This window comes from Synechocystis sp. FACHB-383 (assembly GCF_014698605.1).
GTDB classification, from domain to species: domain Bacteria; phylum Cyanobacteriota; class Cyanobacteriia; order Cyanobacteriales; family Microcystaceae; genus Synechocystis; species Synechocystis salina.
Genome location: NZ_JACJTJ010000015.1, coordinates 1 through 24243, shown reverse-complemented (window position 1 = coordinate 24243; position 24243 = coordinate 1). Strand labels below are relative to the sequence as shown.

Sequence of the window (24243 nt, the reverse complement as noted above, 5' to 3'; positions counted from 1 at the left end):
TGTCCCGTTTCTCGTTTCAATTTAAGCAAATCCTGAACGGTCGTTTTGCTTACTTGAAACTGCTCTGCTACTTTTCTAATTGAGGTTCCACCACCTTCATAGGTCTTGACTATCCTTTCTCTTAGATCAACTGATAGAGCTGGCATTTTACTTTTCGATGAACTCCCCTGAATATTTGTCCCTCATTGTACCACCTCGTCATAGAATCCGCCGTAGGCTAATTCTATTTAGCTTTTTAATCCGATTAGTTATCTATAGAATAGGCAAGCAAAGTAATTGCTTTTAGGTCAATACAGCGGTTGCGACATCCCTGTGGGACAGTAGATCAACGGTTTAATAAGCTTTTTACCCTTGTTGAGCGTACCAGACTGAGACGCTATCCGCTGTATTATAGCTTGTTTAACTTCTTCTAATGAATATATTGCCTCATCTGTCTGCTCTTGTTTTGCTTGTCTTAAATCTTGTAAATCCTCCAAATTTTCCAGTGGCAATGAACTGTTGAGTTGAGGATTTTGGTGTGTGATTTTTAAATTAGAGTCAGAATTGATAGCCATTTAAGTTAATCGTTTTCTTGTAAATTTTCAAGCTTTTTAGAAATAAGATTTTGTAAATCCTCATCACAGTGGGATTGCAAATGGATTGCGGCGACCAATATTTCCGCTAATACATCTCCCTTTTGCTGTTCAGCTAACTCAGAAGTTAGTAACTGATTAACCAAAGCAACAACATTTTGACAATCATCTCGTAACTCGATCATTAACCTATCTAGAGTTGAAGTCTGGGACTGAATTTCTTGGTTAATAATTGGCATTAATTTTTCCCCAATCTTTTCAATGCTTGCTGGATTCCCTTCTCGAAAGCCTTAATCTCCTTTTGCCAATGATAAATCAGAGTTTGATCTGGAGATTCTCTTTTTGATTCTAAGCTAATTTTTTCTCTATGTTCAGCAATTCGAGCTTCCAAGGAGGCGATCGCCTAACCAACGCTTTAATGATCGCCGACTTTCCCCAGACGATTGGCCCAGAACCAAATTTTTTAACACTAATATCTTCTTCAAGTTGATTCCAGTGTATGCCCATTCCTCCAGCAATCAAGCGATAATCCTGACACTCTTCCTGGGAGCCATGCAACAGTCGTGAATACCAGAGTAAAGAGACGGAAATAGAACGCCCATCAGACAAATCAACACTGAGCACCTCGTCGGTGATAGTGACTTTTTGAATGAGTAAGGTATCTAAAATTTTAATCGTCGAAAAATTCATTCCACCCCTCCGGCAGTTGCGTTTGGTTTGTTTCTATAAGTATTTTATCGCAGCCAATTTGATTCATTGCGAGATTTTGAGAAAGTCTAACTGTCAAGCAACTTAATCGCTTTAGTGGGATAGTCTCCATAAGGATTATCATGATCATATATCTCGACCATTCCCTTATCGTCTAGGATGTTAATCATTATGTAAGATGAGTGAACATCAAAGCCTTTATCTGCCAATGTCTTTGTGACAAATTTTTTGAGTCCAATAAATGGATTATCATACGGTATCTTTGACAGATTATTTTGCTCTTGCTGTAATTCTTTAATTAACTCATCCTCATTAATGGCTTTAGAATTTTGATAACTTGAAGATATTCTATCTTCATATTCTTGGTTGTCGGTCCTTTTAACTAACTCAGTTTCATTTCTGGTCTCTAGTGGCTGTATTGAAGGTTTTATCAATGCCTCTTTTTCCACAATGCTGAATACAGCTTCATTAATTTTTTTGTCAGCATTTGTGATTATTTTTTCTAAATTTTCAACACTACTTTTTGCGTTTTCTAAATCCTCTTCGGTAATGATATAGTTATGTGCAACTTTATTTCTGATTTTTGCACACTTCTCCCACAATGCCTTAAAATCTTTTTGCTCAAAATGATCCTTGAAATACTTTGAGTAATTTCCTTGAATTTCCTTTTTAAGTTCACTTAGATCGCTAGATAATTCAATTTTATTGAAAATATCATCAATTCGATTAAATGCTGTCTTTTGTTGATAAATAATTTCACCGAGTTCTTCAAAATCAACATATTCAACATCCACATCTATTAGTCCTTTCGCAAAGGTTGTGTCTTCCTTACTCCTTATTTTTATTTTTTCACTTGCCTTACTAGAGATTATCTGTTCTTGTCGTGAGTAATCTAGTCCGATTTTAATTGTAAAAAATTTAATAATATATCTTCTAAGCAAGTTTTCTATTTTATTAATTAACGGGTATATTTCCCTGGCAATATGTTGAGAATACTCATCTGTCAATAGTCTGATTCGCGAAAATCCGATTTTTTTACAATGCTCAATCAATGGCCTTCTAAGATTTTTAATTACCTCTTTGTCGGCTTCCAATGTAAGTATATAAGCGGATGAGTATAAGTCCCCCAGCGATTTAGATGTGTCTAGTTTTTGAATATTCCATTTATTTTGATTTGATTCATCAATTAAAACTACTTGAGACTCTTTTTTGTATTGTTCCTCTTTTACGGTCAATTCTGATCCACATAGCTTTTCATTTAATCCAATGGCCAGCTTGAATCTTTCAACTGAATTAAAGTCTAATTTGTCACTTGGATCTACAACAAGAATTTCAAATTTCATAGTATCTTTTTTGGATAATTCAACAAAATAAATTTAATAAGGTGAGCCATCAAGACCCACCCTTTAGCTCATGGATTACTTAGCTCCCACTGGCATTCCCAAAAGATCTTCAATTTTGGGCATTTGCTCCAGAGGAATCACCCGGCCAAAATCTTCAAAGCCATTGATTTCATCAAAGTTGAGATAACGGTACAAATCAGCTTTGAAGGGATCGACCTTTTCGGAGACGATCGCCAGGTATTCTGCCACGGTGGGAATTTTACCGAGGAGAGCACAAACGGCGGCCAACTCAGCGGAACCGAGATAAACCTGAGCCCCTTTACCCATGCGGTTATTGAAATTACGGGTAGAGGTGGAAAAGACCGTTACCCCATCTTCCACCCGGGCTTGGTTGCCCATACAAAGGGAACAACCGGGCATTTCTGTCCTGGCTCCGGCCGCTGCAAAAATGCCGTATATGCCCTCATCCCGCAACTGTTGTTCGTCCATGCGAGTGGGGGGACAAATCCAAAGCCGACCCTTCACCGTTCCAGCCCCTTCGAGGATTTTAGCCGCCGCGCGGTAATGGCCAATATTGGTCATGCAAGAACCAATAAACACCTCATGGATGACATCCCCGGTACAATCTGACATTAATTTGACGTTATCGGGATCGTTGGGCGCTGCCACAATGGGCTCCTTAATTTCATCCAGATTAACCTCGATCACATCGGCGTATTCCGCATCGGCATCAGCGGACATCAGGCTGGGATTAGCTAACCATTCCTCCATCTTGGCAATCCGCCGCAATAGGGTACGAGCATCCTGATAACCCCGGGCGATCATATTTTTCATCAGCACCACATTGGAGCGCAGATATTCCGCCACAGTCTCCTCGCTCAGCTTAATGGTGGAGCCGGAACAAGAACGCTCTGCAGTGGCATCGGTCAACTCAAACGCCTGCTCAACTTTCAGATCCGGTAATCCTTCCATTTCCATGATCCGACCGTTAAACACATTGATTTTGTTTTCCTTGCCTACGGTGAGTTTGCCCTGTTGCATAGCCACCCAGGGAATAGCATTGACAATGTCCCTGAGGGTGACTCCCGGTTGCAGTTCCCCTGTGAACTTGACCAAAACCGATTCCGGCATATCCAACGGCATTACTCCCAAGGCCGCCGCAAAGGCCACAAGGCCAGAGCCAGCGGGGAAGGAAATTCCTAGGGGAAAACGGGTATGGGAATCCCCACCTGTGCCCACCGTATCGGGCAGCAACATGCGATTGAGCCAGGAGTGAATAATGCCATCCCCTGGTTTGAGGGCCACGCCTCCCCTGGTGGAGAAAAAGTCTGGCAGATCTTTATGGGTTTTAATGTCAACGGGTTTGGGATAGGCGGCGGTGTGACAGAAGGTTTGTAAGGTTAGGTCAGCATTAAAACCAAGGCAAGCTAGTTCCTTCAACTCATCCCTGGTCATGGGGCCAGTAGTGTCCTGGGAACCCACGGTGGTCATAATCGGCTCACAGGAAGTGCCGGGACGAATACCGTCTACGCCACAGGCTTTACCCACCATTTTTTGGGCGAGGGTGAACCCTTTGCCGGTGTCAGCGGGGGCGGTGGGACGAACGAATAGGGTGGACGGAGAAAGTCCTAAGGCTTCCCTGGTTTTATCTGTCAAGGCCCGGCCTATGAGAAGAGGAATACGACCACCGGCCCGCACTTCATTCAAAATGGTTTCTGGTTTGAGTTGGAAAGTGCTGATGGTTGCGCCAGCCTCGTTGGTGATTTTGCGTTCCCTGGGGTAAATGGTGATCACATCCCCGGTGTTAAGTTGGCTGACGTCGCACTCAATGGGTAACGCACCGGAATCCTCGGCGGTGTTGAAAAAGATGGGGGCAATTTTTCCCCCCAGAATGTAGCCCCCGGCCCGTTTGTTGGGCACAAAGGGAATGTCGTCGCCAATATGCCAGAGCACCGAGTTAATGGCGGATTTACGGGAAGAACCAGTACCCACCACGTCGCCCACATAGGCCACGGGATGACCCTTTTGTTTGAGTTCGGCAATGGTTTGCAGACCGTCGGGCATTTTTGATTCCAGCATGGCCAGGGCATGGAGGGGAATGTCCGGGCGGGTGGTGGCATGGGGGGCGGGAGACAAATCGTCGGTATTGGTTTCGCCGGGAACCTTAAACACAGTCACGGTGATGCTGTCGGCCACTTCTGGTTTGTTAATGAACCAAGCTCCTTCAGCCCAAGCATCAATTACCTGTTTGGCGTAGGGGTTGCTGTCACTCAAATGGAGCACATCGTTAAACGCATCAAATACTAGTAAGGTTTTGCTCAGGGCTGTGGCGGCGGCACTGGCGATACTAGTATCTTTCGATTTGAGCAGTTCGATTAGGGATTGAACGTTATACCCGCCGATCATGGTTCCTAATAAGTCCACAGCCCCTTGGCTACTAATCAATGGACAGGTTACTTCGCCTTTGGCGATCGCCGTGAGGAATCCAGCTTTAACGTAAGCGGCTTCATCTACCCCAGGGGGAACCCGGTCCCGTAATAACATCATCAATTCTGCTTTTTCCGCTTCGGGGGGATTTTTCAGCAGTTCACAGAGTTCTGTGGTTTGCTCGGCGGTGAGGGGCAGGGGGGGAATGCCTAACTTTTGGCGATCGGCAGCGTGGCGACGGTAGGCTTGCAACATAGGACGGTTCTCTCTCCGGCAATATTAGGTCATGATCAACGGTGAATATTCTATTTTATGCAGGGGAACGGGATAAGTTACCGGCAAACGGTTTGGGGAGACTGGGCAAAGGCGATCGCCGACCCTATCCTAAAAAATAGACCGCTCTTTCAGGAGGTATATGATGAATAATTTAGTTTTATCAAGCCAAGAGCAACAGGAACGATTACAACATCGCTTAGGAGTTTCCTTAGACAAAATTACCGAATTATGTCGGTCTTATTCTATTCAACGTTTAGCAGTTTTTGGTTCTATCCTCACAGATAATTTTAAGCCCAGCAGTGATGTTGACTTCTTAGTATCGGTTCTGCCAGATTTGCGCCTTACCCTAAACTATCACCAATCTTTGGAAGAGAGTCTAGAACAAATCATTAATCGCAAAGTAGATCTTATTTTTCTGCGAAATTTGGAGAGAAGTGAAAATTGGATTAAGAAAAAGTCAATTATCAATGGTGCTCAGGTAATTTATGAATCGTGATTTTGCCTCAATTTTGGATGCTCTAATTTTTGCTCGCCGCATTGTAACTTTCACAACAGATATGACGGAAGAAAATTTCCTTACTGATATTAGAACTCAAGACGCAGTGATGCGAAATATTGCCGTCTTAGGGGAGGCATTAAGGCGAATTTCCCCAGAATTTCGGCAAACTTATCCTCAAATTCCCTACAATCAAATTATTAGTATGAGGAATAAGCTAGTCCACGATTACGACGGCATTAATTTAGAATTAATTTGGGACGTAATCGAAAACTATATCCCCAATCTTATTAACCAGCTTGAAAAAATTGTTCCCAAGCCTGATGATTAATAAGTGATACTAACCAAATTTAGTCAACCTTGTTTATTGAGACAGGCATATCACCAGAATCAAACTCAATTTCCTATTGATGCCAATTCATCGGACTCTAAGATAATCACCTAACTTTCGGACGTTGGTGTTTGGCGAGATGGCAACCAGTAAATTTCGGACTTATTTTTTGGTTTTTGTAGGCAACTGTGTAATGTGGCAATCTGTACAAAATCAGCTTTATTTCCTCCAACAATGGGCCGATCTCCTAGTGGTGGAACAACTGGGACAACTGACTCCCCTTAGTTTACTTATCATCCTGCTAGCGGGACTAGTCACTAGTTTGACCCCCTGTTTACTGTCCCTGCTCCCTCTCACCATTGCCTACATTGGCGGCACCAGCGACGGCGATCGCCTGCAATCATTCAAACAATCCCTCTGGTTTGCCCTGGGGTTGGCCATTACCTTAGCCAGTTTGGGGCTAGGGGCAGCGGCCTTGGGCAAAATTTATGGCCAAATCGGGCTGGGATTACCCATTTTGGTGAGTATAGTAGCCATTTTGATGGGATTAAACCTGTTGGAATTATTGCCTCTGCGGTTCCCCAGTTTGGGAGCAACGGATTGGATTAAAGAGGATTTTCCTCCGGCTTTGCGGGCCCTATTGGCCGGGCTGACCTTTGGGCTAATCGCTTCCCCCTGTAGCACCCCTGTGTTAGCCAGCCTGCTTGCTTGGGTGGCCAGTCGCCAGGATTTGTTACTAGGCAGTGGTCTTTTGTTGGCCTATACCGTCGGTTACGTTACCCCCCTCATTTTGGTTGGCCTGTTCACCGGCAGTTTGAAGCGGCTGTTGCAACTGCGGCAATGGTCTGGCTGGCTTAATCCGATCAGTGGCACAATTTTGCTCGGTTTTGGGGTCATTACCCTCCTCTCCCGTCTTCCCTTGGGACAGTGGTTGTCATAGAGCCCTCTCCCGGCCCCTAACCAATGTCAGGTTAATTTCTGTGTTAAAATATTTATGGTAGTTTTAACTATAAATATCCCAGGAGTCCCAAAATAATGTTTACCGCCGTTGCCCCGCCCCAAGAAACCCTGCCCCGTGATTTAGTGGGAGCGATTCAGAATCTGAAAAAGGAATTGAATGCGGTAATTTTGGCCCACTACTACCAGGAGGCGGCCATCCAAGACATTGCTGATTATTTGGGGGACTCCCTGGGGCTATCTCAACAGGCAGCCAGCACCGATGCCGATGTGATTGTTTTTGCCGGGGTACATTTCATGGCGGAAACGGCCAAAATTCTCAATCCCCATAAGTTGGTACTTTTGCCGGATTTAGAAGCGGGTTGTTCCTTGGCAGACAGTTGCCCTCCGAGGGAATTTGCCGAGTTTAAACAACGCCATCCTGACCATTTGGTGATCAGCTACATTAATTGCACAGCGGAAATTAAGGCCCTGAGCGATATTATTTGCACTAGCTCCAATGCGGTAAAAATTGTTCAACAATTACCCCCGGATCAAAAGATAATTTTTGCCCCCGATCGCAATTTGGGTCGTTATGTGATGGAGCAAACCGGGCGGCAAATGGTGTTGTGGCAAGGCAGTTGCATTGTCCATGAAACCTTTTCGGAACGGCGTTTACTGGAACTAAAAGTTAAATATCCCCAGGCAGAAATCATTGCCCACCCTGAATGCGAAGAAGCCATCCTGCGCCACGCAGACTTCATTGGTTCCACCACTGCTTTACTAAATTACTCGAACAAATCCCAGGGTAAGGAATTTATTGTGGGTACGGAGCCTGGCATTATTCACCAAATGGAAAAGCTTTCCCCCTCCAAGCAATTTATCCCCCTACCCAATAACAGCAATTGCGACTGCAACGAGTGTCCCTATATGCGTTTGAATACCCTGGAAAAACTCTACTGGGCTATGAAACGGCGATCGCCAGAGATTACTTTACCGGAAGACACCATGGCGGCGGCCCTGAAACCGATCCAGAGAATGCTGGCCATGTCCTAGGGGTGGCATAACCAGGCTCCGGGATGGTCAACCAGATAGGCTAGTATGGTGGTCGAGAAGCTATTGATTGTGAGGGCAACGATGACTGCCAAGTTATCCTGGGTAGGCCGAAAACTGTTCTTTCCCCTGTTCCTGAGCGGCTGGATGGTGAGTTGTAGCCCCCTCAATCCCTTTGGCTTAGCCCAGGAATATTTGGACATTGCCAAGCTAGAAGAAATTTCCAATCAGCGCACGGTTAACGTCCAGGGCATTGTGGTTAATGTGGCTCCATTTTTAGAAGGGGGTGCTTACCAAATCCAAGATAAGACCGGAAGGGTGTGGGTCAAAACCGATCGCCAGTTACCCCGTAAAGGCACAGTGCTGAGTATCCGGGGAGAAGTGGCCTTTGAACCCATTTTCATTGGCCCCGAAAAACTGGGGGAATCTTACCTGGTGGAAACCACTGCCCCTAACCCCCAAGCCACCGCTAGCAATGACGGCGATAATTCCAGTGCCACTCCGGAGCAACCCCCAACGGCAAGTGCCCCTAGCACCAACACCATTGAAGTAATTGAGGAAGCCACTGCCACAGAACAGGAGGAGCAAAATGGCACTACTGAAACAACAGCGGTGACGGAAGAGGTGGTGGAAACGGAAACGGTGACCACAGAGACAGTTGCCCCGGCGGAAACTTCTCCTTCTCCCGACAGTGCTGCGAACTTGATGTCCCCAGCCAGTAATAATTCTAATAATTCTTCCACTGCTATTCCCGTGGCCAATCCTGAAGCCCCCCGCCCGATCGCCGATGCGGCCACCGCCCAACCCCCCAGCCAAGCCAGACCAAATTTTGACGACCAGTTTTTGCCCCATAAACGCCTCCGCAAATAGGCCAAAAGATCGAAATCTTCCTCTAGATCAAGACGCTGGGACTTTGGCGTTGTGTAGGATTTTCTGCCGCCGCCGTCCATTTAGCTGGTGTGAATGCCCGAAGTTGGCTTGAGGTAGGTGTATTGCAACAAACTGCGCTCGTAGTTTTCCAGCAGTAGTTGGGATTCCTCCAGGCTCATACGTTTATCCTCCATGGCCTGCTCACAGTAGCGGCGCATATTTTCCAGCAAATCTTCGGGATCGTACTGCACATAGCCCAACACTTCGGCAATGGTATCCCCCCGCACTAAATGCTCAATTTGGTAACCTTTGGGATTCATTTGAATATGCACCACATTAATGTCACCAAACAAGTTATGTAAATTACCCATAATTTCTTGGTAGGCTCCCACCAAAAACATCCCCAAATAATAGGGTTCCACCCTGGGCGGAGCATCTTCCTGTTCTATTTCCATTAAGGGATGTAATTCCAGCACTGACTTGACGTCCCGCAGGTCAATAAATCGGTCAATTTTGCCGTCACTGTCGCAGGTAATATCCGCTAGAATGCCCCGCTGGGTAGGTTCTTCATCCAAACGATGGATGGGCATAATGGGGAAAAGTTGGTCGATCGCCCAGGAATCCGGAGCCGATTGAAACACCGACATATTGGCGTAGTAGATGGAAGCTAAGTTAACTTCCAAGTTTTCCAAATCATCGGGGACATATTCCTGCTGACGACAAATTTGTAAGATTTTACGGCAACAGGCCCAATAAATTTCCTCAGCTTTAGCCCTTTCTTTCAGACCTAAATAACCAAAGTTAAATAAACTAATAGCTTCCGTTTTAAACTGTTCCACATCATGGTACGCTTCCTGGTAATTATCCACCGTAATGGTTTCCCAGGTTTCCATCAGATTACGCAAAATCGCATGGTCTTTGGCCTTAACCTTGGGCAAAGGGGGATTGATATCGTTGGTGGCCACAATGTCGAAAATGAGCACCGACTGATGGCTGGCGATCGCCCGGCCACTTTCACTAATCAGCACCGGACAGGGAATTTCAGCAGCCACACAGGCATCCTGCACCGCCGAAATCACATCGTTAACGTAATTCTGGATATTGTAATTTTTGGAAGCATAAAAATTAGTTTTGGAGCCGTCATAATCTACCCCGAGGCCGCCCCCCACATCGAGATAGCGCATATTGCCCCCCAGTTTGGCCAACTGCACAAAAATTTGGCTGGCTTCCGTCATCGCTTCCTTAATCACAGAAATGGAAGAAATCTGGGAACCGATGTGGAAATGGAGCAATTGCAGACTATCCAGCATATCCGCCTGGCGCAGTTGCCCGATCGCCGTTAACATCTCCGGAATGGTCAAGCCAAATTTAGCCCGATCTCCGGTGGAAATTCCCCAACGGCCCATGCCCTGGGTACTCAGTTTGGCCCGTACCCCCAAAATTGGTTTAATGCCCAGATTGCGGGAAATTTCGATGGCCAAAGCTACTTCTGCCACCTGCTCCACCACAATAATCGGCCGATGGCCCAGACGACGGGCTAGCAAAGCCGTCTCAATATATTCCCGGTCTTTGTAGCCATTACAAATCAGTAACGGTTGATTTTGCTGGTCTGGCTCTGGATTTTCCTGCGGTTGCAACATAGCCAGGGCAATCATCAACTCTGGTTTAGAACCGGCTTCCAAGCCAAAATTGTAGGGAGTACCATAGCGCACCAGGGATTCGACAATATGGCGATGCTGGTTGCACTTAATCGGATAAACCCCCCGGTAGGTGTTGGGATAGCGGTAACGGGCAATGCCCCGGGCAAAGGCCGCATTGAGGCGATTGATGCGGTCGGCCAAAATGTCAGAAAAGCGCAACAGCAAAGGCAAGCCAATATTTCTTTGCCTTAAACCCTTGACCAATTCGTACAAATCCAACGCCCCCCCATGGTCAGCCTGGGGAGAAACGGTGACATGGCCCGCCGCATTGATGGAAAAGTAGGGTTCCCCCCAACCAGTGATGCGGTAGAGATTTTCACTGTCGTCAATGGTCCAACGACGGACTTCGGCGATCGCCTGGGGAGCAGCATCAGTTTCCCCCACAGCGGTTTGTCCGGGTTCGGTACTGTCGGTTAACTCCGGCATTGCCATGATGTTTAGTTCTAGTTCGATTGACTGCCCTTCCATGGCTTGTCCCAACAAAAAATAACTGCTTGCGATTGTTACATTCCCCCGACAGAATCTAGCATAGAATAGCTTCGGCAAGGCTTTTTCTTGCCATGGTTTAAACGAATGTTAACCTGACCGCTGTAATTAATTTGTATGCCCAACCCTTCTTTCCTGCCCCCAGAAACAGACCACCAAAGATTGCAAGAAATTTGGGAAGACAGCTTGGCCATGCAGTACTTGATGCCATTGGCGGGTAACTATTTGCCTTGGAGTGGCTATGCCCTCCGCCCCAGTGGGTTGGTACAAATTCTCAACACGATTTTAATTCGTAAACACCTATCCATTGTGGAATGTGGTGGTGGAGTATCTACCTTGTACATTGCCCGTTTATTCCGTCGCAATGGTTTACAGGGCAAACTCCACTGTATCGAAAATAATTTGGATTGGTTAAATTTGTTGCAAGATGCATTAGCCAGGGAAGAGTTGACCACCTACGTCCAGCTCATCCATGCTCCGTTGGAACCCTGTGAACTGGCCTTGGACAATGGGGAGTGGTACGATCGCCAGAAAATCCGTCACCAGTTGCCCGCCAGCAAAACCATTGATTGTCTCTTGGTAGATGGGCCACCGGCCTACCGGGAGGACATTCAATATTCCCGTTTTCCGGCGGTGCCTTTTTTCCAGGGTCAGTTGGCGCCCCACGGCACAATCATTTTGGACGACATTAACCGCCGAGGAGAGCAGGAGGTTCTGACCCGTTGGCAAGCATTGCTCAATGTTAGTTTTGATCCCTCCATTGGCAACGTGGCGATCGCCCATCTCTAGACCCGGACTAAGTTTTCAAAGCCCCCCAGATCCCCCAAGTTTAGGGGCCAGCCGGCTGAAAATCTGCCAGTGTTGAAATATTGAGGATGCGAACTAAGAGTTTGCCAGTAGGCTGCCAGGCAACCAAGTGCTTTACACCGTTGGACTAGTTCAGGACAATTAAGTTTGCCCCATAGATTAATCCTAATCTTCTGCCATGAAATCCCCCCAGGCTCAACAAATCCTAGACCAGGCCCGCCGTTTGCTCTACGAAAAAGCCATGGTCAAAATCAATGGGCAATATGTGGGCACCGTGGCGGCCATTCCCCAGTCGGATCACCATGATTTGAACTATACGGAGGTTTTCATTCGGGACAATGTGCCGGTGATGATCTTTTTGTTACTGCAAAATGAAACGGAAATTGTCCAAAACTTTTTGGAAATTTGCCTCACCCTCCAGAGTAAGGGCTTTCCCACCTATGGCATTTTCCCCACCAGTTTTGTGGAAACGGAAAGCCATGAACTCAAGGCAGACTATGGCCAACGGGCGATCGGTCGGGTTTGTTCGGTGGATGCATCCCTCTGGTGGCCCATTTTGGCCTATTACTACGTCCAAAGAACCGGCAATGAAGCTTGGGCTAGGCAAACCCATGTGCAGTTGGGGCTGCAAAAGTTTTTAAACCTCATTCTCCATCCAGTGTTTCGGGATGCGCCCACTTTGTTTGTGCCGGACGGGGCGTTTATGATTGACCGTCCCATGGATGTGTGGGGAGCCCCCCTGGAAATCCAAACCCTGCTTTACGGAGCTTTAAAAAGTGCGGCGGGGTTACTGTTGATTGACCTCAAAGCGAAGGGTTATTCCAGCCACAATGACCACCCCTTCGATAGTTTTACTGTGGAGCAGAGCCACCAGTTTGACCTGAGTGTGGATTGGCTGAAAAAACTCCGCACCTATCTGCTCAAGCATTACTGGATTAATTGCAACATTGTCCAAACCCTGCGCCGCCGTCCCACGGAACAGTATGGTGAAGAAGCCAGCAATGAACATAATGTCCACACCGAAACCATTCCCAACTGGCTCCAGGATTGGCTCGGCGATCGGGGAGGCTATTTAATCGGCAATATCCGCACCGGCCGCCCCGATTTTCGCTTTTTCTCCCTGGGTAATTGCTTAGGGGCAATTTTTGATGTCACCAGCTTGGCCCAACAACGTTCCTTTTTCCGTTTGGTATTGAATAATCAGCGGGAACTGTGTGCCCAAATGCCCCTGAGAATTTGCCATCCCCCCCTCAAGGATGATGATTGGCGCAGTAAAACCGGCTTTGACCGCAAAAATTTACCCTGGTGCTACCACAATGCCGGCCATTGGCCCTGTTTATTTTGGTTTCTAGTGGTGGCGGTGCTCCGCCATAGCTGTCATTCCCACTACGGCACGGTGGAGTATGCGGAAATGGGTAACCTCATCCGCAATAACTACGAAGTGCTTTTGCGGCGCTTACCCAAACATAAATGGGCTGAGTACTTTGATGGCCCTACGGGCTTTTGGGTCGGGCAACAGTCCCGTTCCTACCAAACCTGGACTATTGTCGGTCTATTGCTAGTGCACCATTTCACCGAGGTTAACCCTGATGATGCTTTGATGTTCGACTTACCTAGTTTGCAAAGTTTGCACCAAGCGTTGCACTAAATACTGCCATGCATTTATTTTTTGCCTAGTTCCTGGGAACGGCGATAGGCAGCCCGCACAGCTTCGATGATGGCGGAGCGAAAGCCCATTTTTTCCAGCACTGCTACCCCAGCAATGGTAGTGCCCCCCGGACTGGTGACCTTATCCTTAATCTGGGCGGGGTGTTCTTCGGTGTCTTTGATTAACTGGGCCGTCCCCAACACCGTTTGCAAGGCCAATTTTTGGGCGATCGCCCTGGGTAATCCGGCCAAAACGCCACCGTCCGCCAGGGCTTCGATCATCAAAGCGACGTAGGCCGGGCCCGAACCGGAAACCCCCGTCACAGCATCCATTAAATTTTCTGGCACTTCCACCACATTGCCCACCGCTGAAAAGATGGCCTTGGACTTGGCTAACTGATCCGGCTCTACCATCTTGTTAGCGGCGATCGCCGTCATGCCGGCCCCAACGGTGGCGGGGGTATTGGGCATGGCCCGGATAATGGCATGGTCAGGAAAGCCTTTTTGAATTCTTTGCAGAGAAACCCCGGCCAAAATGGAAATGACCAAGGGACGGTTAGCCCCACCCGCTAAGCTGGCCAGGACCCGGTCTAGCACCTGGGGTTTAACCGCGAGCAACAGCACTTCAGAAACATTGGCCGCCTCTTGGTTATCGGGGGAAACTTTAACTTGATAGGTTTTTTGTAAATAATCCCGTCGGGCACCGTGGGGCTCCCCCACTATAATTTCCTCTGGGGCGTAGGTTTTCTCTGCAATTAAACGGGCCAGGATGGCCTCCGCCATAACCCCACCGCCGATGATACCGAGTTGAATGGACACTGTAATTTAGGCTATTCCCAATAGTATTCAGAATTATACCTTGAACCCCCAACCCCACCGATCCCATGGCCAAGCCAGCAGGGGAGATGGGGGAGTTGGTAAGGTTCATTGCTCAATTCATTGATCGGGCAATTGATCAGGTTGCACTGGGTAACAAACCGTTATGGCGCAACAGGGGAGCAGTTTGTGGTTGTCGTCCCCGGAATTTTTCGAAGACCACTGCAGGCGCGAGGCTTCCCCCCAAGGCCAACACCGTTTCTCGAAAACGTTTACCTGTGGTTTGCACCGCAGCTTCATTGTCTAAGCCCACTTCCTCAAAGGCGGCAAAGGCATCGGCACTGAGCACTTCTGCCCATTTATAGCTGTAGTAACCAGCGGCATAACCCCCAGCAAAAATATGGCCAAAGGAGCAGAGAAAGGCATTTTCTGGCAGGGGAGGCAAAATGGTGGTGATTTTCGCCAGGCGATCGCCAATTTGTTCAATGGTTTCCGGGCCGTTGGGACGATAGCGGTGATGCAATTCCAAATCCAGCAAGCTGAAATTAATTTGCCGGAGCATGGCGGAGCCGGTCATAAAGTTGCGGGTGGCGAGGATTTTTTCGTATTCCGCCTGGGGTAAAGTCTCGCCGGTTTGGTAATGCTTGGCCAAACTGAACAGGGTGGTGGGGTCATAGCACCAATTTTCCATAAACTGACTGGGCAGTTCTACCGCATCCCATTCCACGTTATTAATGCCCGCCGCCCCGCTGTAATTAACCGTGGTCAGCAAATGCTGTAACCCATGGCCAAACTCATGGAACAGGGTGGTCACTTCATAAAAAGTCATCAGACTAGGCTGATCTCCCACCGGCGGCGTTTGGTTACAGATTAGATAGGCCACTGGCAGACGGAGGGATTTTTGCCCATTTACCAACTCTTGGCCCCGATTTAAGCAATCCGCCATCCACGCACCGCCCCGTTTTTCCGACGGCCGGCTATAGGCATCTAAATAAAAACTGGCGATCGCCGTCCCCGATTCATTCAGCACTTGGAAAAATTGCACATCGGGGTGCCACACTGGAGCCGGATCTTGACTGGGCTGAATGGTGACTCCAAAGAGCCGTTTAGCTAGGGCGAATAGACCTTCCAGCACTTGGGGCAAGGGGAAATAGGGCCGCAGAGCTTCCGCATCAAAATCAAATTCCTGTTCCCGTTGTCGTTCCGACCAATAGGCCGTATCCCAATGGTGTAGCTCTGCCACCCCAGCAAATTTCTGTAGATCGGCAAATTCCTGTGCCGCCGCTTTGTAACTGGGAACCCGTAACTCCTCCAACAGTTTTTCCACCGCTGCTACATCGGGGGCCATTTTGCGAGACAAACTCAACTCTGCATAGGTGTCAAATTCCAACAACTGAGATTTTTCCAGTCGCAATGCCAAAATTCTTTCAATCAGGGGATGGTTATCCCACTGCCCATCGGCCGCCCGACGGATAAAGGCTCGGTAAACTTTTTCCCGTAGATTCTCCCGCTGACTATATTTCATAAAGGGTAGATAGCTGGGATAGTCCAATGTAATTACCCAGGGACCTTCTTCCAAGGTGGCGTTTTCTTCTCCCCTTTGTTGGGCGGTTTGGGCCGCCAAAGCCAATAAACTAGGCGGTAACCCCGCAATTTCTTCTTCAGTCGTTAATTTCAATTCAAACGCTTGGCTGGCATCCAACACATTATTGGAAAACTTGGTGGCCAGTTCCGCTAATTCCAACTGGATTGCGTTAAATCTTTCCCGTTTTTCTCCCGTTAAACCGACACCGCCCAATTCCGCTTCCCGGATATTGCTTTCCACAATGCGTTGCTGGGCCGGTTCCAATGTGTCCCACTCGGCGCTATTTCGCAGGGCCACAAAGGCTTCATAAAGGGGACGACTTTGTCCCAAGCGGCTAATGAATCTCACCACCAAGGGTTGTACCTGTTCAAACTCATGGCGCAATTCGGGACTATTTTTCACCCCCATCAAATGGGAAACGGTGCCCCAGGTCCAACCCAGCTTTTCTTCCAGGGTCGTCAGGGGTTCCACCAAGCCTTCCCAGGTGGGTTGTACGGATTTTTCCAACTCGGTTAATTGGGCTTCTAGTTCCTGCACCAGGGTGGTCACCGCTGGCTCCACGTCGGTGGCTTGAATTTTGTCAAAGGCGGGTAAACCCCGGCCTTGAAGCAGAGGATTGGCAACGGCGGTGTGGGTCATAGTGATGGAAAAACAGAACGGTTTGAGTTTCAGGAAAAAGGCTTGTGGATAAACCACTCCCTAAATTTTGGCATGAAGGCAATGAAAAAATCAGGCAACGTTGTTGGGCTGCGCTGCTACATAACACTAACTGAGTAGGCACGAACTGCTGAATCTACTGTTGCAATTGTCAGACCATTCTGTAAGGCTTGACAGACAAGCATTCTGTCAAATGGATCACGATGTAGTGGTGGCAGTTTAGCCAGTTGAACTACACTATTCTCGTCAAGAGCAAGGCTGGCAATTTGATGAAGCTCGCGCTGCTTGGGCAAATACGTTTCGGGAGACTCTGGTAGAGGAAGCTTGCCCAATTGGTATTTGACAATTGCTTCCCAGACAGAAACTGAACTCAGGTAGACTTCATTGTCTGGATCACGAATTGCATCCCGAACATCCGCTGATAACTGGGTATCGCCACTAATAAACCACAAAAAGATATGCGTATCTAGCAAAATCCTCATTTGCCCTCGAATGCACTGAGAATATCTTCCGGAAAAGGATCATCGAAATCATCTGGAACGATAAACTCGCCTGCACACAAACCGAACGGTCGCAATTGCTTACTACTGGCAATAGGTCTGAGTTCGACGATCGGCTTGTCAAATCTCACAATAACGAGAGTCTCACCTGCCTCTACTTGCCGAAGATATTTCAAAGGATCACGCTGCATTTCTTCAACGGTAACGTTTAACATAAAATTCCCTCTTCCAACTCAGTTAACTGGGCTTCTATTTCCTGCACCAGGGTGGTCACTGCGGGTTCCACATCGGTGGCTTGAATTTTGTCGAAAGCAGGCAGACCCCGGCCTTGGAGGAGGGGATTAACAACGGTAGTTTGGGTCATGGTGATGGAAAAACAGAAAGGTTTAAGTCGGAGGAAAAATGTTTAAAAATGCTTGTGGATAAACCACTTCCTAAATTTTGGCATGAAGGCAATAAAAAAATCAGGCAACGTTGAGTGGCTGATTTTTGGAAATATCCACCTCACTAGCAGCTTTCGTCCGTCCGCTACCACGCACTGTTAGCTGCTGGCTAACAGAGGAATGGAGCTATTTTAATAAGCAAATTCTCTTGCTGGTTAATCATTCGTCTCTTGCCATGACCACGAAGGGTTGCCATACTTTCGGTAAAATAAAAACTCTCGGTCTACTAATTGTATCTTTTGTGTATTGGGATTATAAGAAAGGACAAGTGGCGAAATACTCCTGACGGCTTGGAGTTTATCAATTTTATTTAATGCAGCAGATAAATCTGAAAGCCTAACTCGTGGTTCGTAGACCTGAATTCGTGTTAGAAGATCTGCTCGGCTAATTCCATCGCTCAAATCTTGACCCGTTGCCTCTACACATACTCGGACAATTCTTTGGTAGACTCTGAGTTCACTCTCGCCTGAGTCTCGAAGCCCTCGGCTTACAACATCATCAAATAGCCGATAACGAACGGCTTCTTCACCACAAATAGCATTTCTAGATGTTAACAATGCATCTCGATCATCAACAAATCTTGTTTTCGAACTACTCTCATAAATTCCTGATTCGTAACAATATTTTTCTGCAATGCGTTGCAGTAGACCAACGTTTTGATTGGCATCATCTATGATTTCTGCCTTAATTTGTGGAGCAAAACTGATATTCAAAGCTCTCGCCCCCTGTTGGAGAACCCACTTTAGTTCCTCAGTACTCCAACGAATATCAATTTCCTCTATGCGCCCGCTTAAGTCACCATTGTAGTACGTTAACAAGTTTTGGTCAGCCCAGATACCAATAATTATAAAAAAGATTTGGCTATCCCAAAAAGCTTTTAGATCAAAAGCCAAATTTATTTTTTCCTGTTCTGACAAGTATCTGACAAGTAATGGAAGTCTTCAATTACAACTTTCTTTCCAGATCGCTTTATCTCCTGAGCAATATACCCAAGACTACCTGGATCGATACCAACGGGTGTCAAGACTGTCCCCGACTCTCTTTCTAAACTTCCACCTACCTGTATTTCTGCCTCACCAGAAGCAACTAAGGGTAAATTTAGTTGACCAGAGGCTTTGCTTTGAAGTTCAGCTCCTAATGTTAAATTTCTAGAAACTTCCGTAGGTATTTGTGAATCAAGTTGACGAAGTACCTCTAGATATATGCGATCACGACCTAAATTTGCACCACATTGAACAACAATACTTTTATTCTCTTGTAGATTCTTTTTACGTAAAATTGTTTTGCCTTGTTTAGACGCACCATGGATAACTATATGTCTATCTTGTTCTATTAAATATGTGAATCGTCTATCTAAACCAGCACGATCCACATATGTGTACGCTGGAACAGATGCAGCAATTCCGAAAACCTCACCAAGTCGTGCCATGGTTTTAAGTTCTAAACATAACTTCCTAAATATATCCTGGATATAACTTTGGCTCACGTTCAAAGAACCTACAAACGCTCTTAAAAAGTGTTTGAAAAGTAGGCTCTAAGCCGGAACAGTGACGGTTTTTGTCCCAGCCAAGTTAAAAGCGCTGTGGGCCGCTTTTAGGGCATCCACTCCCCGGTCCTGGGGCACCACACAACTGATTTTAATTTCCGAGGTGGCAATCATTTCGATGTTGATATTTTCCTGGGCCAGGGCCGCAAAAAAGTGGGCCGCTACCCCCGGATGGCCAATCATGCCAGAACCAACAATGCTGACTTTGGCGATGGCTTTGTTAACTACCGCCGCTGCATCGGGCCAATTTTTGACCAAGGGTTGCAAAATCGCCTCAGCCTGACTGCTATCCCCTTCCGCCACCATAAAAGCAATGTCCCGGCAGGGAGTGCCTTGATTAATGCGGCAGCGCTGGGATTGGATAATCATATCCACACTAATGTTGGCCTCCGCTAGGGCGGTGAATAGTTGGGCGGCCATGCCAGGGCGATCGGGCACATGGCGAATCGCAATCTGGGCTTGGTCTTGGTCTAGGGCTACCCCCCGCACAGCGGGCAGATGGGAAGTATTGGCTTGATTTTTGGGTGGGGACAGAGTGACGCCAAAGGCATTAGATAAGGCGGCGATCGCCCGGTCTGCGTCCCGTTGGTCAATAACACAGCTAACTTTAACTTCGGAGGTGGAAATCATTTCAATGTTGACTCCCACATCGGCCAAAGTTTTGAACATTTTGGCGGCGATGCCAGGGCGACCGATCATACCGGCCCCGGCAATGGCAATTTTAGCGATGCCTTTTTCGACAATAATTTCCGCTTCCTGATCCGCTTCGGGACAACTGCGGAGCGCTGGGGCAATGGCGGTGGTGATGGCTTCCGCTGTGTTGAGTAAGTCCTTGACAACGGTGAAGGCAATGTCATTACTGTTGCCGTCGTGGATAGATTGGATAATTAAATCAATATCCACCTGTTGTTGGGCAATATCCCGAAATAACTTCGACGCTACCCCTGGGCGATCGGGCACCCGCAACAGGGCGACTTTTGCTTGATCGGCGTCGTATTCCACCCCATCCACTGCCTTGGCAATTTCGAGCCCTACCAGGGAGCGGTTTTGTACCGGGGGAGCCACTACTTTTGTGCCCGGCTCGTCACTCCAACTGGAACGCACCACCAAGGGAATGCCATAATTGCGGGCAATTTCCACTGCCCGGGGATGGAGCACTTTTGCCCCCAGACTGGCCAATTCCAACATCTCGTCACAGGTAATTTCCGCCATCAGTTGGGCTTCCGGCACTAGGCGGGGATCGGTGGTGAGAATGCCCGGTACGTCGGTGTAAATTTCACAAAAATCTGCCTTCAATGCTGCCGCCAGGGCCACCGCAGAGGTGTCTGAGCCGCCCCGTCCCAGGGTAGTAATTTCTAGATGTTCTACGCTACTGATGCCCTGGAATCCCGCTACGACCACCACTTTCCCTTCCCTTAAATGGTGCTCCAGGCGATCGGGACGAATTTCTAGAATGCGGGCCCGGCTATGTTCGGCCTCGGTGACGATGCCCACTTGGGCTCCGGTGAGGGAAATGGCGGGCTGGTCTATTTCCTGTAAGGCTAAGCTCAATAGGGCAATGGACACCTGCTCCCCGGTGGAGAGTAACATGTCCATCTCCCGACGACAGGGGTTGGGGGAAATTTGCTGGGCTAAATCCACCAACACATCGGTGCTTTTTCCCATGGCCGACACCACCACCACTAGGGAGTTCCCCCCCTGTACAGTCCGTTTAATACGTTGGGCCACCGCTTGAATACGCTCCACAGTGCCAACGGAGGTGCCGCCAAATTTTTGAACGATTAGTGCCATGGTGATTTCGGGATAGGGCCGGGGAAAAGTCGGCAGTTCCCCATGGTATCAAAAAAATTAAGCCGCTATGATTTCTCGGCAAAGACCTGTTGACTTCCGGTCAATCCTGGGGGATGATATTCTTTCGGTAAGAAAAACCACCGCAAGCGGAACTGGCGGAATTGGTAGACGCGCTAGATTCAGGTTCTAGTGTTCGTAAGGACTTCCGGGTTCAAGTCCCGGGTTCCGCATCCTAACCCTACTCAGGTTGATCAAGGTTTACTATCAACTTGGCAAATTCCTTCTAGGGATAATTCGGGTCGCCACAGCTTTTGTATTTTTTTAAGTTGCTAAAGCTCCAGAGGATTTGGTGAAAATTATCCTCTCCCAATAAAAGAAAGCCATTTGGTTAGTCTTGTGACCAGGATAATTGAGTCAGCCTTTATTGTTCTAATGCCAGGCTGATTTCCTTTCTACTAAAGGGCAAATCCTGGTTAATGGCATCAATTTCTGCTTGCTCCATGGCATTAATTTCATCAATGTAGATCTGCAAAATTTGTTGCATTTTAGGGTGGTAAAACCGATGCAAGCTGTAATTGGCTGTGGCGGGAAAACCTCGACGGCGTTTATGGCGACCCCCAGCCCCTGGATCGAATAGTTTAACACCTTCCCCAATGGCCCATTCAATCGGTTGATAGTAGCAGGCTTCAAAGTGTAGGCAATCGTAATCTGCCAGACTTCCCCAGTACCGACCATAGAGGCGATCGCCTTTGCGTAGACAAAAAGATAAACCAACGGGATGTTGCTCGTCGTGCTCCGGAAAAGCTAGCACTAAAACCACCCTAGCTCGGTAATCTTCGTACAAAGACTGAAAGAATTTTTTAGTTAGATACTTACTACCCCAATAGAATTTGTCACAAGTATTGCTATAAAAACGATAAATTGTCGGGAAAAAATGATGGGGAATTTGATCTCCTTGTAAAACTTGAATGCGTAAGTCGGCCTTTTGCACCGCTTTCCGCTCTCGTTTGATATTGCGCCGTTGATTGGCATTAAAAATTTGCAAATAATCGTCGAAACTTTGAAAATTTTGATTTTGCCAGATATAGCTATGGTGCAACCAACCAGTGAAGCCTAAATTTTCCATTTGCTTTTGCCATTGGCGATCGACAAACAAAAAATTACAGCCAGAAATTTGATTTGTTTGGCAAAAGTGGTCAATGGCTTCCACCATAATCTGGGTGATCAAAAATTCATTAGCTTCAGGGTCAATTAAAAAACGATAGCCTTCAGCAGGGGTAAAGGGAGCCATACCCAGCAACTTTGGATAATAGTCAATGCCTAGTCGTTGGGCTAAATCTGCCCATTGGTGATCAAAAACAAATTCTCCGTAACTATGGCCTTTGAGATATAAAGCCGCTGCTCCTAGTAAGGTTTCCCCCTGCCATACGGTCAGATGACAAGGTTGCCAACCGGTGTTGCGAACAGCACTGCCGGAGGTTTCCAGGTTATGGAGCCAATGCCATTCCAGAAAGGGGGTTTGTAGGGGCACCGCCAATCGGTCCCACTGGGGCTGAGGGATTTCCGCCAAGGCATGGTGCCAACGCACTGTCAAACCAGAAGGATGGGACTTGGCCATGGTTAATCAGAACAGCAATCGGGCAGTTTTCGGTAATCTAACGAATATTGTCCCCCGTCGCAACCAACTGTTCTATCGACTGTCCAATTACCAACCCCAGGTGCCAATGCCCCCCTTAAAGGGGCCGACAATCTTCGATGTAATCCAGCCACCGTAGAAATCCCCCGGCTGGGCAGTTACTAACTCTTCATCTACATAGCAGGCATCCATTTTACTGGGATAAAAGGCTATGTAATCTTTGATCACGCTAAATCTAGTATTGGGAGTGGGGTAATACCAAGCCACGTTATCTCGCCGGCGATCGTCTAAATTGAGATGATAATAGCTGGCCTCCCCTTTCCATTCACAATAGGAATGTCTAGTGGAAAGCTCCAGGTATTCAGTCCGGACATCCTGGGGAGGAAAATAGTAAACCGGTGGATGGCTGGTCTCTAATACCCGTTGAGTCGAGCAACTATCGGCAATGGTGATGCCGTCACATATAATCACCGCCCTTTGGCTAGAAGCTTCAATTTTGGGGGGACGAGGATAATCCCAGACCGATTCTTGCCCCGGTTCGGGAGTAGTGGGTTGGGGCATAGGTCAAAGACTCAATAATTGCTGCGGTTGGCGATCGCCCAGACTCGTCGGTAGGGGCAGATTATTCAAACAACACCAATGGTAAGTGTATAGATTGGCGTGGCCATGGTTGACGGTGGCAATAGCCGGCGCCGCAGGGAATGGCCAAAGTCGGTCAAATAGTAATCCTTGGGCAAGGCTGAACTGTAGCAAATAAACCGCCGGTGGAGCCTTCAACTCCTTGACCAAAGCCTGGGCTAAATTCTCCAAACCATTTTGGTAGCGTTGATAGGGCGGTAAATCCCAGGACACCGTCTCATAGGCATTGGGCATCATCCCCTCATAGATTAGAGGTAGGAATTGTATGCCATTGGCCGTCACAATAATTGGCAGCCAATGATCCCCCAACCAATTAGCATCACTACACAAAGGTAAATTAAGCTGTTGGCTCACCCACTGACGACGGGCATTAATTTCCTGACATGCCTGGTAAATATTTTGTCCTGGAAAATCCAACCAACGGGGTAGCTGAATGGTCAACGGGCAGTAAATTCGCCCCCCCATTTGGGTTTGTTGCTGGGCCTGGTCCGACCATAAACTAGCCACCGCCACTGTCTCAATAATCGTTTCCGGGGAACAACCGGCGATCGCCTCCTTCAAAGCATTGACCATCCTTTCCGTCACAGGGGAAGCCGCAATTAAGCGACCCTCCTGCTTCACCTTGGCATTCACAATAATGCTTGCTCGTCCATTACGATTGGGAGCCTTAAGGGTTGGAATTACCACAGCCTTTATACCTATCTAGGAATAAATCAACGAAAATCGCTAAGTCAGCCATATAGCCATCTCATAACACCATTATCAAACAATGGCACAGGAAAGAAAACCCTATTTCTGCTAACTATCCATGTTTATCATTCCATTGGCACCAAAAGCGAAACCCCCTAACACTAAGTTGAGGGGTTCAAAGAAAGAGGAACTTGGCATCGGACTATTGTGCCGTGGGGCAACCCCCAGAGTATCGTCGCCGCTATCACATTTCACAACCGAGTGCGGGATGGGATCGGAGTGGTTCCA

24 protein-coding genes and 1 tRNA gene are annotated in these 24243 nt (G+C 47.5%); 8 read left to right on the top strand and 17 right to left on the bottom strand.

The window, feature by feature from the left end; genetic code table 11:
- Window positions 1–287: 287 nt before the first annotated feature.
- From H6G45_RS03500 to acnB, 5 genes are all read right to left on the bottom strand, one after another.
- On the bottom strand, window positions 288–554 hold the full coding sequence (locus H6G45_RS03500; protein ID WP_190596660.1) for a hypothetical protein: 267 nt from the start codon (window positions 552–554) through the stop codon (window positions 288–290).
- Window positions 555–559: 5 nt separating this feature from the next.
- Window positions 560–811: a hypothetical protein gene (locus tag H6G45_RS03495; RefSeq protein WP_190596659.1), complete on the bottom strand. Its 252-nt coding sequence runs from the start codon at window positions 809–811 to the stop codon at window positions 560–562.
- Between the two features lie 109 nt (window positions 812–920).
- Entirely contained in the window at window positions 921–1262 is a 342-nt protein-coding gene (locus H6G45_RS03490) for a DUF2442 domain-containing protein (RefSeq protein WP_199309556.1), read from the bottom strand.
- A gap of 86 nt (window positions 1263–1348) precedes the next feature.
- Window positions 1349–2623, bottom strand: a complete 1275-nt coding sequence (locus H6G45_RS03485; RefSeq protein ID WP_190596657.1) for a Swt1 family HEPN domain-containing protein — start codon at window positions 2621–2623, stop codon at window positions 1349–1351.
- A gap of 75 nt (window positions 2624–2698) precedes the next feature.
- Window positions 2699–5305: a bifunctional aconitate hydratase 2/2-methylisocitrate dehydratase gene (gene acnB / locus H6G45_RS03480; RefSeq protein WP_190596655.1), complete on the bottom strand. Its 2607-nt coding sequence runs from the start codon at window positions 5303–5305 to the stop codon at window positions 2699–2701.
- A gap of 163 nt (window positions 5306–5468) precedes the next feature.
- On the opposite strand from acnB, the gene H6G45_RS03475 reads away from it, so the two are divergent.
- The 5 genes from H6G45_RS03475 to H6G45_RS03455 all read left to right on the top strand — a co-directional run bounded on the left by H6G45_RS03475 (window position 5469) and on the right by H6G45_RS03455 (window position 9012).
- Window positions 5469–5822 (top strand): nucleotidyltransferase domain-containing protein, encoded by a 354-nt coding sequence (locus H6G45_RS03475; protein ID WP_190596653.1) that lies wholly within the window; start codon window positions 5469–5471, stop codon window positions 5820–5822.
- Window positions 5812–6153: a DUF86 domain-containing protein gene (locus H6G45_RS03470; protein ID WP_190596651.1), complete on the top strand. Its 342-nt coding sequence runs from the start codon at window positions 5812–5814 to the stop codon at window positions 6151–6153. Before H6G45_RS03475 ends, H6G45_RS03470 begins: the two co-directional genes overlap by 11 nt.
- Before the next feature lie 193 nt (window positions 6154–6346).
- The gene (locus H6G45_RS03465) at window positions 6347–7093 is read left to right on the top strand and encodes a cytochrome c biogenesis protein CcdA (RefSeq protein ID WP_190596649.1); all 747 of its coding nucleotides are present in this window, start codon (window positions 6347–6349) and stop codon (window positions 7091–7093) included.
- 95 nt (window positions 7094–7188) lie between these two features.
- On the top strand, window positions 7189–8145 hold the full coding sequence (gene nadA, locus H6G45_RS03460; protein ID WP_190596647.1) for a quinolinate synthase NadA: 957 nt from the start codon (window positions 7189–7191) through the stop codon (window positions 8143–8145).
- An 81-nt stretch (window positions 8146–8226) separates the two neighbouring features.
- The gene (locus H6G45_RS03455) at window positions 8227–9012 is read left to right on the top strand and encodes a hypothetical protein (RefSeq protein ID WP_242018030.1); all 786 of its coding nucleotides are present in this window, start codon (window positions 8227–8229) and stop codon (window positions 9010–9012) included.
- An 80-nt stretch (window positions 9013–9092) separates the two neighbouring features.
- Here the strand turns inward: H6G45_RS03455 and speA are convergent, their stop codons facing one another.
- Window positions 9093–11180, bottom strand: coding sequence for a biosynthetic arginine decarboxylase (gene speA / locus H6G45_RS03450; RefSeq protein WP_190596644.1), 2088 nt, complete (start codon window positions 11178–11180; stop codon window positions 9093–9095).
- A gap of 135 nt (window positions 11181–11315) precedes the next feature.
- Here speA and H6G45_RS03445 point away from each other — a divergent pair, with 135 nt between their 5' ends.
- Entirely contained in the window at window positions 11316–11987 is a 672-nt protein-coding gene (locus H6G45_RS03445) for a class I SAM-dependent methyltransferase (protein ID WP_190596642.1), read from the top strand.
- Between the two features lie 196 nt (window positions 11988–12183).
- Window positions 12184–13653 (top strand): glycoside hydrolase 100 family protein, encoded by a 1470-nt coding sequence (locus H6G45_RS03440; protein ID WP_190596640.1) that lies wholly within the window; start codon window positions 12184–12186, stop codon window positions 13651–13653.
- A 14-nt stretch (window positions 13654–13667) separates the two neighbouring features.
- Here H6G45_RS03440 and proC read toward each other — a convergent pair whose 3' ends face one another.
- The 8 genes from proC to H6G45_RS03400 all read right to left on the bottom strand — a co-directional run bounded on the left by proC (window position 13668) and on the right by H6G45_RS03400 (window position 20990).
- A complete protein-coding gene (gene proC, locus H6G45_RS03435; protein ID WP_190596638.1) occupies window positions 13668–14471 on the bottom strand; it encodes a pyrroline-5-carboxylate reductase in 804 nt (267 codons plus the stop codon).
- A 136-nt stretch (window positions 14472–14607) separates the two neighbouring features.
- A complete protein-coding gene (locus H6G45_RS03430) occupies window positions 14608–16692 on the bottom strand; it encodes a M3 family metallopeptidase (RefSeq protein WP_190596636.1) in 2085 nt (694 codons plus the stop codon).
- 116 nt (window positions 16693–16808) lie between these two features.
- Window positions 16809–17192: a type II toxin-antitoxin system VapC family toxin gene (locus H6G45_RS03425; protein ID WP_190596634.1), complete on the bottom strand. Its 384-nt coding sequence runs from the start codon at window positions 17190–17192 to the stop codon at window positions 16809–16811.
- Complete coding sequence (locus H6G45_RS03420) at window positions 17189–17425, bottom strand: type II toxin-antitoxin system Phd/YefM family antitoxin (protein WP_190596632.1); 237 nt, start codon at window positions 17423–17425, stop codon at window positions 17189–17191. The genes H6G45_RS03425 and H6G45_RS03420 overlap by 4 nt, the downstream gene beginning before the upstream one ends.
- Window positions 17419–17574 carry a hypothetical protein gene (locus H6G45_RS03415; protein ID WP_190596631.1) on the bottom strand — a complete coding sequence of 52 codons (156 nt, stop codon included), beginning with the start codon at window positions 17572–17574 and terminating at the stop codon, window positions 17419–17421. The genes H6G45_RS03420 and H6G45_RS03415 overlap by 7 nt, the downstream gene beginning before the upstream one ends.
- Before the next feature lie 234 nt (window positions 17575–17808).
- A complete protein-coding gene (locus tag H6G45_RS03410; protein ID WP_206754987.1) occupies window positions 17809–18570 on the bottom strand; it encodes a hypothetical protein in 762 nt (253 codons plus the stop codon).
- The gene (locus H6G45_RS03405) at window positions 18549–19139 is read right to left on the bottom strand and encodes a hypothetical protein (protein WP_190596627.1); all 591 of its coding nucleotides are present in this window, start codon (window positions 19137–19139) and stop codon (window positions 18549–18551) included. Before H6G45_RS03405 ends, H6G45_RS03410 begins: the two co-directional genes overlap by 22 nt.
- Before the next feature lie 48 nt (window positions 19140–19187).
- Window positions 19188–20990, bottom strand: coding sequence for an aspartate kinase (locus tag H6G45_RS03400; RefSeq protein WP_190596624.1), 1803 nt, complete (start codon window positions 20988–20990; stop codon window positions 19188–19190).
- Between the two features lie 146 nt (window positions 20991–21136).
- Between H6G45_RS03400 and H6G45_RS03395 the strand changes: the two genes are divergently transcribed.
- Window positions 21137–21220, top strand: a tRNA-Leu gene (locus tag H6G45_RS03395).
- A 191-nt stretch (window positions 21221–21411) separates the two neighbouring features.
- Here H6G45_RS03395 and H6G45_RS03390 read toward each other — a convergent pair.
- The 3 genes from H6G45_RS03390 to H6G45_RS03380 all read right to left on the bottom strand — a co-directional run bounded on the left by H6G45_RS03390 (window position 21412) and on the right by H6G45_RS03380 (window position 23952).
- On the bottom strand, window positions 21412–22608 hold the full coding sequence (locus H6G45_RS03390; RefSeq protein ID WP_190596622.1) for a GNAT family N-acetyltransferase: 1197 nt from the start codon (window positions 22606–22608) through the stop codon (window positions 21412–21414).
- An 87-nt stretch (window positions 22609–22695) separates the two neighbouring features.
- On the bottom strand, window positions 22696–23187 hold the full coding sequence (locus H6G45_RS03385) for a DUF427 domain-containing protein (RefSeq protein ID WP_190596620.1): 492 nt from the start codon (window positions 23185–23187) through the stop codon (window positions 22696–22698).
- 3 nt (window positions 23188–23190) lie between these two features.
- Window positions 23191–23952 carry a hypothetical protein gene (locus H6G45_RS03380; RefSeq protein ID WP_190596618.1) on the bottom strand — a complete coding sequence of 254 codons (762 nt, stop codon included), beginning with the start codon at window positions 23950–23952 and terminating at the stop codon, window positions 23191–23193.
- Window positions 23953–24243 lie beyond the last annotated feature (291 nt).

Bases quoted from the DNA above. Each gene is read 5' to 3' on its own strand.
- H6G45_RS03500 (WP_190596660.1), bottom strand. From the start codon at position 554: ATGGCTATCAATTCTGACTCTAATTTAAAAATCACACACCAAAATCCT.
- H6G45_RS03495 (WP_190596659.1), bottom strand. From the start codon at position 811: ATGCCAATTATTAACCAAGAAATTCAGTCCCAGACTTCAACTCTAGAT.
- H6G45_RS03490 (WP_199309556.1), bottom strand. From the start codon at position 1,262: ATGAATTTTTCGACGATTAAAATTTTAGATACCTTACTCATTCAAAAA.
- H6G45_RS03485 (WP_190596657.1), bottom strand. From the start codon at position 2,623: ATGAAATTTGAAATTCTTGTTGTAGATCCAAGTGACAAATTAGACTTT.
- acnB (WP_190596655.1), bottom strand. From the start codon at position 5,305: ATGTTGCAAGCCTACCGTCGCCACGCTGCCGATCGCCAAAAGTTAGGC.
- H6G45_RS03475 (WP_190596653.1), top strand. From the start codon at position 5,469: ATGAATAATTTAGTTTTATCAAGCCAAGAGCAACAGGAACGATTACAA.
- H6G45_RS03470 (WP_190596651.1), top strand. From the start codon at position 5,812: ATGAATCGTGATTTTGCCTCAATTTTGGATGCTCTAATTTTTGCTCGC.
- H6G45_RS03465 (WP_190596649.1), top strand. From the start codon at position 6,347: ATGTGGCAATCTGTACAAAATCAGCTTTATTTCCTCCAACAATGGGCC.
- nadA (WP_190596647.1), top strand. From the start codon at position 7,189: ATGTTTACCGCCGTTGCCCCGCCCCAAGAAACCCTGCCCCGTGATTTA.
- H6G45_RS03455 (WP_242018030.1), top strand. From the start codon at position 8,227: ATGACTGCCAAGTTATCCTGGGTAGGCCGAAAACTGTTCTTTCCCCTG.
- speA (WP_190596644.1), bottom strand. From the start codon at position 11,180: ATGGAAGGGCAGTCAATCGAACTAGAACTAAACATCATGGCAATGCCG.
- H6G45_RS03445 (WP_190596642.1), top strand. From the start codon at position 11,316: ATGCCCAACCCTTCTTTCCTGCCCCCAGAAACAGACCACCAAAGATTG.
- H6G45_RS03440 (WP_190596640.1), top strand. From the start codon at position 12,184: ATGAAATCCCCCCAGGCTCAACAAATCCTAGACCAGGCCCGCCGTTTG.
- H6G45_RS03430 (WP_190596636.1), bottom strand. From the start codon at position 16,692: ATGACCCACACCGCCGTTGCCAATCCTCTGCTTCAAGGCCGGGGTTTA.
- H6G45_RS03425 (WP_190596634.1), bottom strand. From the start codon at position 17,192: ATGAGGATTTTGCTAGATACGCATATCTTTTTGTGGTTTATTAGTGGC.
- H6G45_RS03420 (WP_190596632.1), bottom strand. From the start codon at position 17,425: ATGTTAAACGTTACCGTTGAAGAAATGCAGCGTGATCCTTTGAAATAT.
- H6G45_RS03415 (WP_190596631.1), bottom strand. From the start codon at position 17,574: ATGACCCAAACTACCGTTGTTAATCCCCTCCTCCAAGGCCGGGGTCTG.
- H6G45_RS03400 (WP_190596624.1), bottom strand. From the start codon at position 20,990: ATGGCACTAATCGTTCAAAAATTTGGCGGCACCTCCGTTGGCACTGTG.
- H6G45_RS03390 (WP_190596622.1), bottom strand. From the start codon at position 22,608: ATGGCCAAGTCCCATCCTTCTGGTTTGACAGTGCGTTGGCACCATGCC.
- H6G45_RS03385 (WP_190596620.1), bottom strand. From the start codon at position 23,187: ATGCCCCAACCCACTACTCCCGAACCGGGGCAAGAATCGGTCTGGGAT.